Raw genomic sequence first — 16,579 nt, forward strand, 5'->3', positions numbered from 1 at the left:
CGACGAAGATAGCTTACCGGGCGGAGGAAGCTACCTGCGTCGTACCAAGGTCGTCGCTCAGGATCAAGTTCGGGAAGTCGGCGATCGAGTCGAGGATGTGGGTGGCGCCGCCCTTCAGGAGGCGCTCCCTGCTGTGCACGCCCGTCATGACCCCCGCCACGATCGAGGCTCCGGCTCGCTTGCCGCAGAGCATGTCGCTCTCCGAGTCGCCGATGACGGCCACCTGGCGTACGTCGGGCACTCCCAGCCGGAGTACGGCGTGGAGGACCATGTCGGGCCAGGGGCGGCCGCGGCCGCCGGCGTCTTCGGGGGAGATGGCCAGGTCGATCTTGTCGTGCCAGCCCAGGACGCTCAGGACGCGGCTCAGCGTGGTGCGGCTGAAGCCGGTGATCAGGGCCAGCTTGATGCCGGTGCCGCGGAGCTTGTCGAGCACCTCCAGGACGCCGGGCATGGGGACGAGACCCGCCCGCTCCAGCGCGCCCTCGTAGGAGCGCTCGAACGTCAGGTTCGCCGCCTGGGCCTGGGCCTCGTTGCCGGGGAAGATCCCACGGAAGACATCGATCTTGGGGCAGCCCCGGGACCGGTGCACGTGAACCATGGCACGCGCGTACGCTCCGGTCCCGGGCACTATGCCTTGGGTCGCGATCGCCTCGGCGAAGGCGCGCTCGACCATGGCGATGTCACCGACTGTGGTGCCTGCCAGGTCCAGGCACGCCAGCTTGATGGGGACGACGTCACTCATCGCCTCGCCGGTCGGTTAGTTCTCGCTACCGGTCGCCTCGGTCCAGAGATCGAGCTCTGCGCGGTCGGCCTGCACCTTACGCCAGATCAGCAACCCCCCGAGGGCGATCAGCGCCAGAACGAGCAGCTTCTTCACGGTGTGACCCCACTTCTTCGACGGTCTCACCTGCCGGGGTGAGACCCAACGGTTGACAAGCAGCCTAGCAAGGTATGGCTGCGGTCCCTGTGTCGTGCTCTGACCAGATGGGCCGAATGTGTGGCCCATCTGGGACAACAGCTCGATCATGCCAAATATCCAGCCCGGATGCGCAGGGGGTTCCCGGTGGTGTGAGGCGTGTCCGCGGTGCAGGAGGGGCAGGCGCGCTTCCCGAGACCACTTCCGCCTGCCGGTGACTCCGCTCCGGGCCACTTCACCCAGCTTGACATACCCCCAGGGGGTGTATTAATTTCCGAATTGTTCGAAGGTACCCCCTGGGGGTATGAGAAGCGGACAGGGGTGACGACGCGCCGCCGGGCGTACGTCATCCGTATCCACAAGAGAAACGTGACCCGAATCTCCTGGAACCCCGATCCAGATACCCTAGGGGGGTACGGTGTTGGACTCGAAGCAGAGACTGGAGAAGACGATGACGCTCAGGGAGACGACGATGAGCACCGCCACCTACACCGTGCACGGCATGACCTGCGGCCACTGCGTGAGCTCGGTCAAGGAGGAGGTCAGCGAGGTCGCCGGCGTCACGAACGTCGAGGTCGACCTGGCCTCCGGCCTGCTGACCGTCGACAGCGACGGCCCCGTCGAGCGCGCGCGGATCGCCGCCGCGGTGGAGGACGCCGGCTACGAGCTGGCGGATCGATCATGAACACGGCCGCCAGGCTCGGCTCGTACGCCCTGGGTCTGGCCGTCCTCTTCGGCGGCGCCCTGGGCGTGGGCAAGCTGGTGGGCCCGTCCCCGACGAGCACAGCGACCACCGTGGGCACCGACGGCCACGCGGGCGACGACCACGCCACCCAGCCCGAGCAGCAACACCAAGCGGCAAGCCAGACCAGCAATACCCCCGGGGGGCTCCAAGTGTCACAGGACGGCTACACACTCAACCCGATCACCTCGCTCACGACCGGGGTTCCGACCGACTTCACGTTCACCGTGATCGGCCCCGACGGCCAGCCCGTCACCGACTACCAGGTCGAGCACGACAAGAAGCTGCACTTCATCGTGGCCTCCCGCGACCTGACGAGCTTCCAGCACCTCCACCCCGACCTGGCTCCCGACGGCACCTGGTCGGTCGGGCTCACGCTGCCGAAGGCGGGCGCGTACCGGGCGTTCGCCGACTTCGTCCCCACGGGCGGCGAGAAGCTCACGCTCGGCGCGGACCTCCAGGCCGCGGGCGACTACCGGCCCGAGCCACTGCCCCACGTCAGCCGTACGGCGGCCGTCGACGACTACACGGTCAACCTGGCCGGCGACCTGGTCCCCGGCAGGGCCGGCAAGCTCACGCTGACGGTCAGCAAGGACGGAGAGCCGGTCACCGACCTGGAGCCCTACCTTGGGGCGTACGGTCACCTGGTGGCCCTGCGCGCAGGCGACCTCGCGTACCTGCACGTACATCCGGAGGAGAGCAAGCAGGCAGGCCCCGAGATCACGTTCTACGCGGAGGCGCCCAGCCGCGGCGACTACCGGCTGTTCCTCGACTTCAAGCACGAGGGCAAGGTCCGTACGGCGAGCTTCACCGCCACGGCCACCCTGTCGGACGGGCACGCCCCCTCCGCGACCCACGACCACAGCCACTGAGAGCACGGAAGAAAGGAGAGAGGTGATGTCTTCTCTGGTCGGAGCCACCGAGGACAGAGCCGTCGAACTCACGATCGGCGGCATGACCTGCGCATCCTGCGCCAACCGCATCGAGCGCAAGCTGAACAAGCTGGACGGTGTGACGGCGACGGTCAACTACGCGACGGAGAAGGCGAAGGTCACCTTTCCCGAGGGCGTGGACGCGCGGCAGTTGATCGCGGAGGTGGAGAAGGCCGGTTACACGGCCGAGTTGCCCGAGGTGGCGCCGGTGCCGGGTGAGCCGGTGGACGAGCTGCGGTCGTTGCGGCAGCGGCTGGTCGCTTCGGTGGTGTTGTCGGTGCCGGTGGTGGCGATGGCGATGGTCCCGGCGTTGCAGTTCACGAACTGGCAGTGGTTGTCGCTGACGCTCGCCGCGCCGGCGGTGGCGTACGCGGGGTGGCCGTTTCACCGGGCGGCCTGGACGAATCTGCGGCACGGCGCGGCGACGATGGACACGCTGATCTCGATCGGCACGCTGGCGGCGCTGGGCTGGTCGGTGTGGGCGTTGTTCTTCGGCACGGCGGGCACGCCGGGGATGACACACCCGTTCGCGTTCACGATCGAGCGCAGCGACGGTTCGGGCAACATCTATCTGGAGACGGCGGCGGCGGTGACCGCGTTCATCCTGGCCGGCCGGTACTTCGAGGCGCGGTCCAAGCGGCGGGCCGGGGCGGCGCTGCGGGCGTTGCTGGAGCTGGGCGCCAAGGAGGTGGAGCTGGCCGACGGCCGGCGTGTCGGGGTCGAGCGGCTGAAGGCCGGGGACCGGTTCGTGGTCCGGCCGGGTGAGAAGATCGCCACGGACGGCGTGATCGAGGAGGGCGCCTCGGCGGTGGACGCCTCGATGCTGACCGGTGAGTCGGTGCCGGTGGAGGTGCGGCCTGGTGATGCGGTGGCCGGGGCGACGGTGAACGCGGGCGGGCGGCTGGTCGTGCGGGCCACCCGGGTCGGCGCGGACACCCAGCTGGCGCAGATGGCCAGGCTGGTGGAGCAGGCGCAGACCGGTAAGGCGCAGGTGCAGCGGCTGGCCGATCGCATCTCGGGTGTTTTCGTGCCGATCGTGATCGCGCTGGCGCTGGGCACGCTGGGCTTCTGGCTGGGCACCGGGGACGGGGTGGGGGCGGCGTTCACCGCGGCGGTGGCGGTGCTGATCATCGCCTGCCCGTGCGCGCTGGGGCTGGCCACGCCGACGGCGCTGCTGGTGGGCACGGGGCGGGGCGCGCAGCTGGGCATCCTGATCAAGGGGCCGGAGGTGCTGGAGTCGACCCGCCGGATCGACACGGTGGTGCTGGACAAGACCGGCACGGTCACCGAGGGCCGGATGACACTGACCGCGGTGCATCTGGCCGAGGGGGAGAGCCGTGAGCAGGTGCTGCGGCTGGCCGGGGCGCTGGAGCACGCCTCGGAGCACCCGATCGCCCGGGCCATCGCCCGCGAGGCCCGCTCGGAGGCCACCGTCGAGGACTTCGCCAACGTCGAAGGGCTGGGCGTGCAGGGGATCGTGGACGGACACGCGGTATTGGTCGGCCGCCCGCGGCTGCTGGCGGAGTGGTCGCAGCACCTGCCGGAGCAGCTGGAGCGGGCGCTGGAGGCCGAGCAGACGGCCGGTCGCACGGCGGTGGCGGTCGGCTGGGACGGGCGGGCGCGTGCGGTGCTGGTGGTGGCCGACGTGGTCAAGCCGACCAGCGGGCAGGCGATCACCCAGCTCAAGGGGCTGGGGCTGACGCCGGTCCTGCTGACCGGTGATCACGAGGCGGTCGCCAGAAGTGTCGCGGCCGAGGTGGGCATCGATGAGGTGATCGCCGGGGTGCTGCCCGCCGGCAAGGTGGACGTGGTCAAGAGGCTGCAGGCCGAGGGCAAGGTCGTCGCCATGGTGGGCGACGGCGTCAACGACGCCGCCGCGCTGGCCCAGGCGGACCTGGGGCTGGCCATGGGCACCGGCACCGATGCCGCCATCGAGGCGAGTGATCTGACCTTGGTGCGGGGTGATCTGCGGGTGGCGGCGGATGCGATCCGGTTGTCGCGGCGCACGCTGTCAACGATCAAGGGCAACCTGTTCTGGGCCTTCGCCTACAACGTGGCGGCTCTGCCGCTGGCCGCGCTCGGCCTGCTGAACCCGATGATCGCGGGTGCGGCGATGGCGTTCTCCAGCGTCTTCGTGGTCAGCAACAGCCTGCGCCTGCGCCGCTTCACGTGAAACACGGGCCCACCTGACGGCCGGCGCCATCACGGCGCCGGCCGTCACGAACATGGCGCCCACCACCAGCCAGCCCAGCGTCCCGCCGCCGAGCACGAGCGCGGTGAGCACGACCGGCCCGAGCATCCTGGCCACCGCCACCCCGGTGCCGAAGAAGGCCTGGTACTGCCCCTGCCGGTCGTCGGGCGCCAGCGCGAAACCGATCTCCCAGCCTCCCGAGGCCAGCAACATCTCCCCCGCCACCAGCAGGGCCGCCGCCACCAGCAGGAACACCCACCCGTACGGGCTGAGCGCGAACACCCCGCAGGCCAGCAGCATCAGCAGCCCGGCCTGCCGCATCGCCGCCGAGGCGTCCCGCAGCCCCTTCACCCGCCTGGCCACCCGTACCTGGAAGAGCACCACGCCACCGGTGTTGATCAGCAGCAGGACGGAGACCACCCAGGTGGGCGCGTCGGTGCGTGAGGCCACCCACAGCGGCACGACCACGCTCAGCAGCGGCATGTAGAACAACATCACCGCGTTGATCAGCGTGACGAGCGCGTAGGGCCGGTCGCGCAGCACGGCCAGCCGGGGTCCGGACGGCGCGGGCGCGGGCCGTACGGCGGGCAGGCGCAGCAGCAGGGCGGCGGCGCCGAGGAAGGTCAGCGCGTCGAGGGTGAACACCGCCAGATATCCCTCCCGCGTGCCGAGGGACAGGGCGAGCCCGCCCAGCGCCGCGCCGGTGGCCAGCCCGCCGTTCAGCGTGGCCTGGAGCACCGCCCGGACGCGGGTCCGCTCGGCGGGCGGGATCAGGGCGGCGAGCAGGGCCTGGCGGGCGGCCGACAGGCCGGTCTGGGCGGTGCCGTACAGGCAGGCCACCAGGGCGAACGCGGCGAACGAGCGCGCGAACAGGAAGCCGGCGACCGCCACGGCGGTCGTGACGGCGAGCAGCACCGCGACGCCGCGCGGGCCGCGCCGGTCCGCGAGGTGGCCGAGCGGTACGCCGGCGACGGATCCGACACCCCAGCCCAGCGTGAGACCGAGGCCGATCTGGGCGGCCGACAGGCCGACGATGTCGGAGAAGTAGAAGGCGGAGGTGACGAGGTAGACGCCGTCCCCGATGGAGCTGACCAGCTGCGCGTGTGCCAGGATCCGCCGATGTCTCATAGGCTCATCCTCGTCCTGGACTTGTCCCGAGATAAGCTCCAATTTCCGGCAAGTTGATTGGGCCAAGATGGACCTGCACATCAGCCTCGACGGCCGCCGTGACCTGGCCGCACAGGTCTACCGTCAGCTCCTCGACGCGATACTCGACGGCCGCCTCAGGGAGGGCGAGCGCCTCCCCCCGACCAGGGAGCTGGCCCGCCGCCTCGACATCTCCAGGAACACGGTCGCCCTCGCCTACGACCGCCTGGTCGCCGACGGGTTCCTGGTGGGGCGGGCCGGTGCGGGCACGTTCGTGTCGGGGGAGCCGGTCAGGGGGCGGGCCGCGCCGAAGGGCGTCGTCCGCCCGCGCCCGGTCTGGCAGAACCTTGAGCCGCCGGCGAGGATGACCCCCGCCCGGTACGACTTCCGCGTCGGCGTCCCCGACGCCCGCCTGTTCCCCATGGAGACCTGGCGCCGCCTGGTGGCCCGCGAGTTGCGGACGAGCCTGGCGGGGTACGGCGACCCTGCCGGGCACGAGCCGCTGCGCGCGGCCATCTCCCGTCACATCGGCCTGAGCCGCTCGGTCCACGCGGGCCCGGCCGACGTGCTGATCACCAACGGCGCCCAGCAGGCGCTGGACCTCATCGGCCGGGTCCTGATCGAGCCGGGCACCGTCGTCGCCGTCGAGGAGCCCGGCTATCCCCCGGCCCGCCTGCTGTTCCGCTCGCTCGGCGCCCGGATCGCGAGCGTTCCGGTGGACGGCGAGGGCATCGACGTCCGGGCCGTCCCCGGCACTGCCAAGATCGTGTACGTGACGCCGTCGCACCAGTTCCCGCTGGGCACGCCCATGTCGCCGGCCCGCCGCGCCGCCCTGCTGGCCTGGGCCGAGCGCCGCAGGGCGGTGGTGATCGAGGACGACTACGACAGCGAGTTCCGCTTCGGCGAGCGCCCGCTGGAGCCGCTGCAGAGCCTGGACAGGGCCGGGCGCGTCATCTACGTCGGCTCGTTCTCCAAGACGCTGCTGCCCATGCTGAGGATGGGCTTCCTGGTGGCCCCCGCCTCGCTGACGCCGGCGCTGACCGCGGCCAGGCACCTGTCCGACTGGCACGGCGAGGTGCCGACGCAGGCGGCGCTGGCCCGCTTCATCGACGAGGGCCTGCTGGCCAGGCACATCAGGAAGGCCACCCGCGAGTACGCCGCCAGGCACGCGCTGATCGCCGAAGCCCTGGCCGCCGACGAGCGGGTGCGGCTGGTGCCGTCCACGGCGGGCCTGCACCTGTGCGCGCTGGGCGCGTCCGTGCGTGCCGCGCCCGGCCTCGCGGTGGAGCACCTGGAGGCGTACTGCGGCCAGAGCCCGCCGCAGCGCGGCCTGGTGCTGGGTTACGGCGGGATCGGCAGGGACGCCCTCCCGGAGGGGCTGCGCCTGCTCAGATCACGGATCTCGGCGGCGCCGGACCGAGCCCCGCTCCCCTGACGCCTACGGATGTCAGCGGCTCCACAACCGCCGGCCCCGCTCCCCTGGCGCCTACGGATGTCGGCGGCTCCAGAACCGCCGGCTCCGCTCCCCTGACAGCTCCGGGTCGTCGGGGGGCGACGGCTGCTGCACGATCACGACGGTCGTGCGGGCGTGCCGCGCGCAGTACATGCTGGTCGAGGGCAGGAAGATGCGGCTGAGCAGGCCGCGGCGGCCCCGCCCGAGCACGAGCAGGTCGCCCTCCCTCGCCAGGTCGACGAGGTGATAGCCGGGGTCGCCGACCCGGCCCACCGCGAACGTCGTCAGGTCGTCGGGCACCCCGCCCGCGACGTCCTCGAACGCGCTCGTGATCACCTCGGTGCAGCGCGCCTCCTCGCCCACCCTGACCGCGTGCTGCACGGGCAGCGCCTCGGGAAAAGGATGGACGGGTGCGCGACTGACATGCACGGCCACGAGAGCCATCCGGTGCAGCCTGGCCGCGCCGATGGCCCAGGCCAGCGCCCAGCGCGCGGCCGGGGATTCGTCGACCCCCACGATCAGCCGCGCACCGCCGGGCAGATCCTGTTCCACGGTGCCTCCTGTCGAAGTACGACCATAGTGCGCCACCGTGCTGGTTACCGGGAGGTGGCACTTTGCGAACTCTGGAGTCCCTTCCGAATGCGGGCATAGCATGCGGGGGTGGAACGCGGGTGGGTGCGCCCCCGTCCCGCCCTCGACCGGCGGCTCGACGGGGCGCTGACACACAGGCTCACCTGCCTCGTGGCGACCACGGGCTACGGCAAGTCCACCGCGCTGACCGGCTGGGGCCAGGCCGTGGGCGCGGTGCTGCACCGGCTCGGGCCCGCCGACCGCGACCTGCCCACGCTGGCGGGCACGGTGGCGGCGGCCCTGTCGGCGAAGGTGCCCGGCCTGCCCGCCGACCTGCTGACGGCCGCCGCGGCTCCGCTCGGGCCCGACGCCGACGAGCTGTCGAAGGCGGCGGCGCTGGCGGGCGCGCTGGCCGAGGCTCTCGCGCAGCGGCTGCGGCGGGGGCTGGTGCTGGTGTTCGACGGCATCGAGGCCATCGCGGGCGCGGCCGGTCCCGTGCGGTACGTGGAGACGCTGGTCCGCGCGGCGCCCCGCCACCTGCATCTCGTCACGGCGTCGCGGGCGCCGCTGCCGTTCCCCACCGCCCGGCTGCGCCAGGACCACGACGTGCTCGACCTCGACGCCGGCGACCTTTCGCTGACCCCGGACGAGACCGCCGCGTGGGCCCGCGCACTGCTGGGCGAGGCGGGCGCGGACATCGCCGCCGAGCTGCACCGTACGTGCGGCGGCTGGCCCGCGGCCGTGCAGGCGGCGCTCGACGCGCTGGCCCGCGAGGACCCGGCCACCTGGCGCGGCGTCGTGGCCGGTCTGACGGCCAACTCGGCCACGCTCGAGCGCCTCACGCTGGCGGCGTTCAAGGACCTGCCCCCGGCCATGCGCGAGCTGCTGCGTGCCGCCACCGTGCTGCCGGTGCTGACCTCCGGCCTGGCCGCCACGCTCGGCGCGCCGCCCGACACGGTGGACGCGCTGGCGAGCCGGGGCCTGTTCCTCGAGCCGGCCGGGCCCGACGGCCACCGGCTCACCGCGACGGCCGACGCTGTACGCGGCCGAGGCCACCGCCCACGAGGCGGCCGCCCACCACGACGCGGGCCGGGGCCGCCTGGCCAGGAGCGCGCGGGCGCGGGCGGGCGCGCTGGCCAGGCTCTGCCCGGGCGTCTCGACTCCGGCGCTGGTCGAGCTGGCCACGCCCGAGCTGACGCCGCGGCAGCGGGAGATCCTGCAGCTCGCCGCGACCGGGCTGACGAACAGGGAGATCGCCGACCGGCTGACGTTGTCCAGGCGGACGGCGGCGAACCACCTGCAGGCCGCCTACGACAAGCTCGGCGTGAACGACCGTACCCAGGTGGGTCGCCTGCTGGAGGCGTTGTAGGTCTCAGACCAGCTTGAGCAGCCCGTCGTACAGGGTCTCCCGCTCCCCCGCGGTCAGCGCCCGGTACGGCGCGGCCGCCCGCAGGTTCGTCTCCGCCTCGATGCCGGCGCGCAGCGGGCCGTCCGGCAGTCCGACGATCCCGGCCGCGGACAGGCCCGCCGCCTGCCAGGCCGCGGCGTGGGCGTCGGCGCGGTGGTAGCGGACGACGGCGAGCCGGTTGAACAGCAGCAGCCCCGGTGCCGCCCCCTCCGGCTCGTACGGCGGCGCCACCAGCTCCAGCGCCCCGCCCGGCAGCCGCTCGGCCGCCCGGAGCACCCGGGCCGTGAACCCGGCGAGACCGGGCACGTCGTGGGCCGCCCAGACGCGCCCGGCCGTGGCGGCGTGCACGTCGTACAGCCGGTGCACGAACTCCAGGCCCCTGCCCGTCAGCCGGAGTGTGCCGTCGCCGTCCTCGGCCAGGGTCCCCTGGCTCAGGTGCTCCTGGAGGTCGCGCTCGCGGGCCGCCGCGTCGCCGTACCGGTCGATGACGGCCAGGGCCTCGCGGGTCAGCGGGCGGAGGGGGAGTGTGAAGCGCAGGTCGGAGAGCAGGCCGGGGGTCACGGCCGAGGTCTCGGCGAGCTCGGCGACGGCTCTGGCGGCCGAGGCGTGCACGTTGACGAGGGCTGCGCCGATGACCGGGGCGATGGCCGCCGCAAATTCCGACAGGTCCTGAAATTTCGGCATTGCGTTGATTATGGGGTCGTCCATAGCGGATCCGCAGGGAATCGTAACGGCCCGGCTCCAGGGTGAGGTCAACCGTCCGGCGTGCGGCGGTGTTCTTCTCGCCGCCCCGTCCCCTCCTCTGCCTGGAGTCACATGTCCACGCGTTGGGCCGCTCTGCCCGTGCTGCTGGTCGCGGTGTTCGTGACCACGCTCGACTTCTACGTCGCGAACCTGGCCGTGCCCTCCATCCGCGCCGACCTGGGCGCGGGCGACGCCGCCGTGCAGCTCGTCGTCGCCGGGTACGGGCTGGCGTACGCGGCCGGGCTCGTCGTCTCCGGACGGCTCGGCGACCTGTACGGGCACCGGCGGATGTTCGCGGCGGGGCTGGCGCTGTTCACGCTGGCCTCGGCCGGGTGCGGGCTGGCCACCGGCACGACCACGCTGGTGGCGGCCAGGGTCGGGCAGGGCGTCGCCGCCGCGCTGCTCGCACCCCAGGTCCTCGCCCTGCTCGGCCTGCTGTACCGGGGGGCCGCGCGCGCCAGGGCCTTCGGCTGGTACGGCACCGCCGTCGGCCTGGCCGGGCTCAGCGGCCAGGTGATCGGCGGGCTGGTGGTGGCCGCCGACCCGATGGGGCTGGGCTGGCGGGCCTGCTTCCTGGTCAACGTCCCGGTCTGCCTGGCAGCCCTGGCCCTGACCGGCCGCCTGCTCCCCCGCGCCACGCCTCCATCGCTCCCCCGCGATCTCGACCTCGGCGGGGCGGCGCTGGTCACCGCCGGGCTGGTGGCCGTGGTGCTGCCGCTGGCCGAGGGGCGGGAGCAGGGGTGGCCCTGGTGGACGTGGGCGTGCCTGGGCGCCGCGCCGCTGCTGCTGGGCGCGTTCGGGTGGCGGCAGCGACGGCTGGCCGCCCGGGGGCGGGTGCCGCTGCTGGAGCTGGGCGTGTTCAGGGAGAAGGGGTTCGCCTGGGGACTGGTGGCGGTGGGGCTGCTGTTCGGCACGTCGGCGGGGTTGTCGTTCGTGCTCGCCCTCTACCTTCAGGACGGGCTCGGGCTGACGCCGCTGGCCGCCGCGGCCGTGTGCACGGCGCTGAACGCCGGCTTCTTCGCGGCCTCGCTCCGTCCCGGGCGGTTCGGGGCGCCGGTGCTGGTCGGGGGGCTGGTGCTGGTGCATCAGGCGATGGGTGCGGGGCCGTTGGCGCTGGGACTTGCGCTGCTGGTGACGGGGGCCGGGATGGGGTGGCTGATGCCGCCGCTGCTGTCCTCGGTCCTGGCGTCCGTACGTCCTGAGCGATCGGCCGCCGCGGCAGGGGTGCTCGGCACCGTGCAGGAAGCCGGGGGAGTGCTCGGCGGGACCGTCGCCGGGGCGGTGTTCTTCGCGGCGCTGGACGGCGGATGGGACGCGGCGGCGCGGGCCGGGCTGATGGTGCTGGTCGTGGCGTCGCTGGGGGTGCTCGCCCATGCGGCGACACGCCGTCCGGTGCATGAGGGCGATCGCACGAGGCGCGAGGCTCGGGGCAGTTTCACGTGAAGCACGATCGGGTGTGCCGACCGGCGGGACGGCGTGGAATGCTGGGCGGGTGACGCTGCCGTTCCGTCTCGCCCGCACCGCGGTGTTCGCCGTGGTGTGCCTCGGGCTGGGCGTGGCGGCGCACGTGCTCGGCGGCGCGTCCGTGCCGGTGCCGGCCATGGCGGCGGCGCTCGGGCTGGCGTTCGCGGCGGCGTATCCGCTGTCGGGGCGCGAGCGGTCGTTCGCGGCGATCCTGTCGCTGCTCGCCGGCTTACAGGTGATCCTGCACCTGCTGTTCTCGCTGTCCCACGCCGCCTCGCCGCACGCGCTGGCCGGTCACCTCCACTCGGGGCTGGTGCCGGACCTGGGCATGCTGGTCGCGCACGGCTGGGCGGTCGGCATGTCCGCGTTGTGGCTGGCGCGGGGCGAGGCCGCCCTGTGGGGGCTGCTGCGCCGGCTGGCGGTACGGCTGCTGGTCATCCGGCTGCCGCTGCTCACCACTCCTTTCTCCACGCCCCTGTGCACGACCGAGCCGCCCGTGTTGCGCTCGGCCGTGCTGCGGCACGTCGTCAGCAGGAGGGGCCCGCCGCGGGCCATCGCCGCCTGACCTCCGGGTCGGGCGAGACGTCTCCCCTGTTCAGACGACCCCCGCCGCCCGGCAAGGGCCGCTTCGGCATGCCGGGCGGAGAAAGGCGATCCCATCATGTACGTTCGTCATGCCCTCGTGCTCGCGTCCGCCGTCGTGGCACTGACCGCCTGCGGCGCCTCCTCCCCCGAGCCCGCGGCCACCACCACCGCCTCCGCCGCGGCCGCCGCCAGCCCGTCGGCCACCGCACCCGCCACCGGCTTGACCATCACCGATCCCTGGGTGAAGACCACCGAGGAGGGGATGACCGCGGCGTTCGGCACGCTGGTCAACAACACCGACGCGGCGGTCACGATCACGTCCGGCACCTCGCCGCTGTCCCCCACCATCGAGTTGCACGAGGTGGTCGAGGACGGCGGCAAGATGGTCATGCGACCCAAGAAGGGCGGCTTCGTCGTGCCCGCCCGCGGCACCCACCAGCTCCAGCCCGGCGGCGACCACATCATGCTCATGGGCGTCACCGAAGAGGTGAAGCCCGGCGCCAGGATCGCGTTCACGCTCCAGGTCCAGGGCGGCGAGCCGCTGGAGTTCACCGCCATCGGCAAGGACTTCGCCGGCGGCGAGGAGGACTACCAGCCGGGGCACAAGTGATCAGCCGCAGAGGGCTGCTCACCGGGGGCGCCGCCACGGCCGCCACGGCGGCCGGCGCCCTCGTGCGCCACGAAGCAGAACGCCGCGAAAAGGGCCGCAACGAGACGGAACGTCGCGAGACGGAGCGCCGGGCGCTCGCGCCGGTCGAGCCGTTCCACGGCGCGCACCAGGCGGGCGTGGCCACGGCGCCGCAGGCCCACGCGGTGTTCCTCGGCTTCGACCTGCTGAAGGGCACCCGCAAGGAGGCGATCGTCCGCCTGCTCCAGCTCCTCACCGACGACGCGGCCCGGCTCACCCAGGGCCGGCCCGCGCTCGCCGACACCGAGCCCGAGCTCGCCGCGAACCCGGCCCGGCTCACGATCACGTTCGGGTTCGGGCCGGGGCTGTTCGAGGCTGCCGGGACGGAGTCGCCGGTGAAGGCGCTGCCGGCGTTCCCGACGGACCGGCTGGAGAAGCGGTGGAGCGGGGGCGACCTGCTCGTCCAGGTGTGCGCGGACGACACCGTGACGGTCGCGCACGCCGTACGGATGATCGTGAAGGACACGCGGTCCTTCGCCCGCGTACGGTGGACGCAGCGCGGCTTCCGCAGCGCCAACCGGCGCAACCTGATGGGCCAGATCGAGGGCACGGTGAACGCCACCGACCTCGGCAGAGCGGTGTGGATCGGCGCGGGCCCGCTGCGCGGCGGCACCACCATGGTGCTGCGCAGGATCCGGATGAACCTGGAGACGTGGGATGCCGCCGACCGGGTGGCCAGGGAGTTCACGATCGGGCGGCGGCTGGGCAACGGGGCGCCGCTCACCGGCTCGGCCGAGACCGACGCGGCCGACTACGCGCGCAAGAACCGGCTCGGGTTCCCGGTGATCTCCGAGTTCGCCCACATCCGGCGGGCGCACGTGGCCGATCCGGCGCTGCGGCTGCTGCGGCGGCCGTACAACTACGACGAGGGGCTGTCAGCCGAGGGCGAGTCGGACTCGGGGCTGCTGTTCGCCTCCTTCCAGGCGGACGTGGCCGAGCAGTTCGTGCCCGTGCAGCGCATGCTGGCCGAGGGCGACCTGCTCAACGAGTGGATCACGGCCATCGGCTCGGCCGTCTTCGCCGTACCGCCGGGGTGCCCGCCCGGCGGCTGGATCGGGGAGGAGCTGCTGGGCTGACCCCGGGCGTACCGGAAGAAGCCGACCCGGCCCGGTCAGCCGCAGCGGCCGATCGGCGCAGGGCGGCGGCTCGGTCAGCCGTAGCGGCCGATCGGCGCCGGGCTCAGGGCGGCGGCCAGGTCGGCGGCGAGCGGCTCGATCTCCTGCGCGTGCAGGGAGGAGACGGTCAGGCGCAGCGCGGGCGGCGAGCCGATCCGGTTGCGGGCACCAGGCGCGCAGGCCCAGCCGCGTGACAGCAGCCGGGTGATGGCGGTGGACTCGTCGGCGACCGGGATCCACACGTTCAGGCCGCTGCGGCCGTGCGCGGGAATGCCGCGCACGGCCAGCGCCGCCACCAGGCCGTCCCTGCGCAGCGCGTACGACGCCGCGACCGCCGCCTGATCCACCGCGTTCGTCCGCCAGAGATGGGCGACGGCGTGTTGCAGCAGGTGGCTCACCCACCCGGCGGCCAGCCGCTGCCGCCCGCGCAGCCGGTCGAGCGTGGCCGGATCGCCCGTGACCGGGGCCAGGCGCAGGTCGGGCCCGAGCGACTTGGCCGTGGAGCGGACGAGGATCCACCGGTTCGTCACACCGGCCAGCGGGTGCAGCGGCAGCTCCACGAACCCCGACCCGTGGTCGTCCTCGACCAGCAGCACCTCCGGGTGCTCCCCCAGCAGCTCGCGCAGCTCGGCGGCCCGGGCTGCGGAGACGGCGGCGCCGGTCGGGTTCTGGGCGCGGGCGGTGATCACCACGGCCCGCGCGCCGGCCCGCAGTGCCCGCGCGAGCTCGTCCGGCAGCGGCCCCTCGTCGTCGAGCCGCATCGGCACCGGCCGCAGCCCCAGGACGGCGACCAGGTCGAGCAGGGCCGTCCAGCCCGGGTCCTCGACGGCGACCGCGTCGCCCGGGCGCAGGTGGGCGGTGAGCACACGCTCGACCGCGTCGAGGGTGCCCGAGGTGATCGCGAGCGGCGCGGCCGGCACGCCGTCGGCCCGCAGCCGCTGCCCGGCCAGCGCGAGCAGCTCCTCGTCGTCGCCGGTCCCGTACATGGCGGGCCGTCGCGCGTGCGCCGTGGCCGCCGCGGCCAGCGCGTCGTGCAGCGGCGGCAGCAGCCTGGGGTCGGGGTTGCCCTTGGCCAGGTCGCGCACGCCCGGCGGCACCTCGATCCGGATCTCCTCGCGGAACGTGCTGGCCGGCCGCGCCCTGACCCTGGTCCCCCGCCGCCCTGCGGTCTCGATGACGCCGCGCTCGCGCAGCAGCCGGTACGCCGCCGCCGCCGTCCCCGGGCTGACCCCGGCCCCCGCCGCCACCTCGCGTACCGGCGGCAGTGCCGCCCCAGGTGGCAGCCGCCCTTCGGACACGGCGGCCTCGACGCCCGCCGCTATCTCGCTGGCCGTCCCACCCGCGATCGTGTATTTTTCTAGCACAAAATACATTATGTACTAGTACAAAGGTGGTTCGTGTGCTCATCCATCCGTGGGACGCCGCCAGGGACGACGAGGAGTGGCGGAGCTGGCTGCGTACCCGCGACTTCGGCCAGATCGCGGTGAACGGCGTGGCCGGCGCGGCACCTGTGGTCGTGCCCACCCACTTCCTCTACGACGGGGACGCCGGGATCCTGCTCCACCTGGCCAGGCCCAACCCGATCTGGGAGGCGCTGGAGGTCAACCCGGTGGCGGTGGTGAGCGTGCACGACGACTACGCCTACATCCCCACCTCCTGGCGTTCGGACTCCCCCGAAACCGGCGTGCCGACCAGCTACTACGCCGCCGTCCAGCTCGTGTGCCGGGCCGAGATCGTGGACGACGGGGAGGGCAAGGCCGACATCCTGCGCCGCCAGCTCGCCCATCACCAGCCCGCCGGCGACCACGGCGAGGTGGCCGCCGACGCGGGGCCGTACCGCAGGATGTTGTCGGCGATCAGAGGGCTGCGACTGCGGGTGGAGGAGGTGCGGGCCAAGTTCAAGTACGACGGGCACCGCCCGGCGGAGCTGCGCGAGCGCGTGGCGCGCGGGCTGGCCGAACGCGACCTGCCCGGCGACGCCGGCGCCCTGGCCCAGCAGCGCAGGCGGAGCGCCGAAGCCCCTGGTTAAGGTGGTTCTGTGACAACGCAGGACGGACCGGACCGCGAGCAGGTGCGCGCGTGGGTCGAGCGGGTGGCGATGTTCGTCTCCGAGGAGTGGGGGCTCGCCCCGATCGCCGGCCGCGTCCTGGGCTGGCTCATGGCCTGCGACCCGCCCGCGCAGACCGCGGGCGACATCGCCGGCGCCATCGGCGCGAGCCGCGCGTCCCTGACGACGAACATGCACCTCCTGACGTCCGTCAGGCTCGTCCGCCGGTTCCGCAGGCCGGGGGAGCGCAACGTCTACTACCAGATCGAGGACGACGCCTGGTCGAAGGTCATCCGGCAGAAGCTCGCCGCGTTCACCGCGTTCGACGAGCTGGTGGCCGAAGGGCTGAAGCTGGGCTGGGCCGACGAGACGAAGGCCCAGCGCATCCGCTCGGCCAGGTCCTCGCTCGCGGCGCTGACCGAGGCGCTCGGAGACCAGGCCACGGCCCAGCACGGCTGACCTCCGAAGCCGCGATCCCAGCCGAGTTCACAACCTGTGGACAACTCACTCATCCTGTGGATAACTCTTCGGCAATCCACCCCCGCCCAGGCGCCGCCCGTGGTACGCGCGGCGTCCAC

16 protein-coding genes and 1 pseudogene are annotated in these 16,579 nt (G+C 73.2%); 11 read left to right on the top strand and 6 right to left on the bottom strand.

What is annotated here, in order from left to right; all coding sequences use genetic code 11:
- Window positions 1-13: 13 nt before the first annotated feature.
- Together HD597_RS50965 and HD597_RS50970 are read right to left on the bottom strand one after the other, a co-directional pair.
- Window positions 14-742, bottom strand: coding sequence for an HAD-IA family hydrolase (locus tag HD597_RS50965; RefSeq protein WP_253754694.1), 729 nt, complete (start codon window positions 740-742; stop codon window positions 14-16).
- A 15-nt stretch (window positions 743-757) separates the two neighbouring features.
- On the bottom strand, window positions 758-877 hold the full coding sequence (locus HD597_RS50970; protein WP_020542320.1) for a DLW-39 family protein: 120 nt from the start codon (window positions 875-877) through the stop codon (window positions 758-760).
- Window positions 878-1,388: 511 nt separating this feature from the next.
- Between HD597_RS50970 and HD597_RS50975 the strand changes: the two genes are divergently transcribed.
- The 3 genes from HD597_RS50975 to HD597_RS50985 are packed head-to-tail and all read left to right on the top strand — an operon-like array spanning window position 1,389 to window position 4,763.
- A complete protein-coding gene (locus tag HD597_RS50975; protein WP_253759819.1) occupies window positions 1,389-1,601 on the top strand; it encodes a heavy-metal-associated domain-containing protein in 213 nt (70 codons plus the stop codon).
- On the top strand, window positions 1,598-2,530 hold the full coding sequence (locus HD597_RS50980) for a DUF8832 domain-containing protein (RefSeq protein WP_253754696.1): 933 nt from the start codon (window positions 1,598-1,600) through the stop codon (window positions 2,528-2,530). Before HD597_RS50975 ends, HD597_RS50980 begins: the two co-directional genes overlap by 4 nt.
- A gap of 25 nt (window positions 2,531-2,555) precedes the next feature.
- Window positions 2,556-4,763, top strand: a complete 2,208-nt coding sequence (locus HD597_RS50985) for a heavy metal translocating P-type ATPase (RefSeq protein WP_253754698.1) — start codon at window positions 2,556-2,558, stop codon at window positions 4,761-4,763.
- Between the two features lie 126 nt (window positions 4,764-4,889).
- On the opposite strand, the pseudogene HD597_RS50990 reads toward HD597_RS50985, so the two are convergent.
- Window positions 4,890-5,990: pseudogene (locus HD597_RS50990) on the bottom strand (MFS transporter); the annotation flags it as partial.
- Here HD597_RS50990 and pdxR point away from each other — a divergent pair.
- Complete coding sequence (gene pdxR / locus HD597_RS50995) at window positions 5,977-7,362, top strand: MocR-like pyridoxine biosynthesis transcription factor PdxR (protein ID WP_253754700.1); 1,386 nt, start codon at window positions 5,977-5,979, stop codon at window positions 7,360-7,362. The pseudogene HD597_RS50990 and the gene pdxR sit on opposite strands and share 14 nt — an antisense overlap.
- A 51-nt stretch (window positions 7,363-7,413) precedes the next feature.
- Here pdxR and HD597_RS51000 read toward each other — a convergent pair whose 3' ends face one another.
- Window positions 7,414-7,932, bottom strand: a complete 519-nt coding sequence (locus HD597_RS51000; protein WP_253754702.1) for a universal stress protein — start codon at window positions 7,930-7,932, stop codon at window positions 7,414-7,416.
- Window positions 7,933-9,166: 1,234 nt separating this feature from the next.
- Here HD597_RS51000 and HD597_RS51005 point away from each other — a divergent pair.
- Window positions 9,167-9,319 carry a response regulator transcription factor gene (locus HD597_RS51005; RefSeq protein WP_345694407.1) on the top strand — a complete coding sequence of 51 codons (153 nt, stop codon included), beginning with the start codon at window positions 9,167-9,169 and terminating at the stop codon, window positions 9,317-9,319.
- A gap of 3 nt (window positions 9,320-9,322) precedes the next feature.
- On the opposite strand, the gene HD597_RS51010 is transcribed toward HD597_RS51005, so the two are convergent.
- Window positions 9,323-10,042 (bottom strand): hypothetical protein, encoded by a 720-nt coding sequence (locus HD597_RS51010; protein ID WP_253754704.1) that lies wholly within the window; start codon window positions 10,040-10,042, stop codon window positions 9,323-9,325.
- 132 nt (window positions 10,043-10,174) lie between these two features.
- Here HD597_RS51010 and HD597_RS51015 point away from each other — a divergent pair, with 132 nt between their 5' ends.
- From HD597_RS51015 to HD597_RS51030, 4 genes are all read left to right on the top strand, one after another.
- Complete coding sequence (locus HD597_RS51015; RefSeq protein WP_253754706.1) at window positions 10,175-11,545, top strand: MFS transporter; 1,371 nt, start codon at window positions 10,175-10,177, stop codon at window positions 11,543-11,545.
- 49 nt (window positions 11,546-11,594) lie between these two features.
- Window positions 11,595-12,131 (top strand): MFS transporter, encoded by a 537-nt coding sequence (locus tag HD597_RS51020; protein ID WP_253754707.1) that lies wholly within the window; start codon window positions 11,595-11,597, stop codon window positions 12,129-12,131.
- 96 nt (window positions 12,132-12,227) lie between these two features.
- Complete coding sequence (locus HD597_RS51025; protein ID WP_253754709.1) at window positions 12,228-12,761, top strand: copper chaperone PCu(A)C; 534 nt, start codon at window positions 12,228-12,230, stop codon at window positions 12,759-12,761.
- Window positions 12,758-13,915, top strand: a complete 1,158-nt coding sequence (locus HD597_RS51030; RefSeq protein WP_253754711.1) for a Dyp-type peroxidase — start codon at window positions 12,758-12,760, stop codon at window positions 13,913-13,915. Before HD597_RS51025 ends, HD597_RS51030 begins: the two co-directional genes overlap by 4 nt.
- 74 nt (window positions 13,916-13,989) lie before the next feature.
- Here the strand turns inward: HD597_RS51030 and HD597_RS51035 are convergent, their stop codons facing one another.
- Window positions 13,990-15,318, bottom strand: a complete 1,329-nt coding sequence (locus tag HD597_RS51035; protein ID WP_253754713.1) for an aminotransferase class I/II-fold pyridoxal phosphate-dependent enzyme — start codon at window positions 15,316-15,318, stop codon at window positions 13,990-13,992.
- 35 nt (window positions 15,319-15,353) lie between these two features.
- Between HD597_RS51035 and HD597_RS51040 the strand changes: the two genes are divergently transcribed.
- Both HD597_RS51040 and HD597_RS51045 read left to right on the top strand, forming a co-directional pair.
- A complete protein-coding gene (locus tag HD597_RS51040; RefSeq protein WP_253754715.1) occupies window positions 15,354-15,983 on the top strand; it encodes an FMN-binding negative transcriptional regulator in 630 nt (209 codons plus the stop codon).
- A gap of 9 nt (window positions 15,984-15,992) precedes the next feature.
- Entirely contained in the window at window positions 15,993-16,460 is a 468-nt protein-coding gene (locus tag HD597_RS51045) for a GbsR/MarR family transcriptional regulator (protein ID WP_253754717.1), read from the top strand.
- The last annotated feature ends 119 nt before the right edge of the window (window positions 16,461-16,579 follow it).

Source organism: Nonomuraea thailandensis, from assembly GCF_024172165.1.
GTDB lineage: Bacteria > Actinomycetota > Actinomycetes > Streptosporangiales > Streptosporangiaceae > Nonomuraea > Nonomuraea thailandensis.

What these genes read in the sequence shown, in the direction of transcription:
- HD597_RS50965 (WP_253754694.1), bottom strand. Translation starts at nt 742, where the DNA reads ATGAGTGACGTCGTCCCCATCAAGCTGGCGTGCCTGGACCTGGCAGGC.
- HD597_RS50975 (WP_253759819.1), top strand. Translation starts at nt 1,389, where the DNA reads ATGAGCACCGCCACCTACACCGTGCACGGCATGACCTGCGGCCACTGC.
- HD597_RS50980 (WP_253754696.1), top strand. Translation starts at nt 1,598, where the DNA reads ATGAACACGGCCGCCAGGCTCGGCTCGTACGCCCTGGGTCTGGCCGTC.
- HD597_RS50985 (WP_253754698.1), top strand. Translation starts at nt 2,556, where the DNA reads ATGTCTTCTCTGGTCGGAGCCACCGAGGACAGAGCCGTCGAACTCACG.
- pdxR (WP_253754700.1), top strand. Translation starts at nt 5,977, where the DNA reads ATGGACCTGCACATCAGCCTCGACGGCCGCCGTGACCTGGCCGCACAG.
- HD597_RS51010 (WP_253754704.1), bottom strand. Translation starts at nt 10,042, where the DNA reads ATGCCGAAATTTCAGGACCTGTCGGAATTTGCGGCGGCCATCGCCCCG.
- HD597_RS51015 (WP_253754706.1), top strand. Translation starts at nt 10,175, where the DNA reads ATGTCCACGCGTTGGGCCGCTCTGCCCGTGCTGCTGGTCGCGGTGTTC.
- HD597_RS51025 (WP_253754709.1), top strand. Translation starts at nt 12,228, where the DNA reads ATGTACGTTCGTCATGCCCTCGTGCTCGCGTCCGCCGTCGTGGCACTG.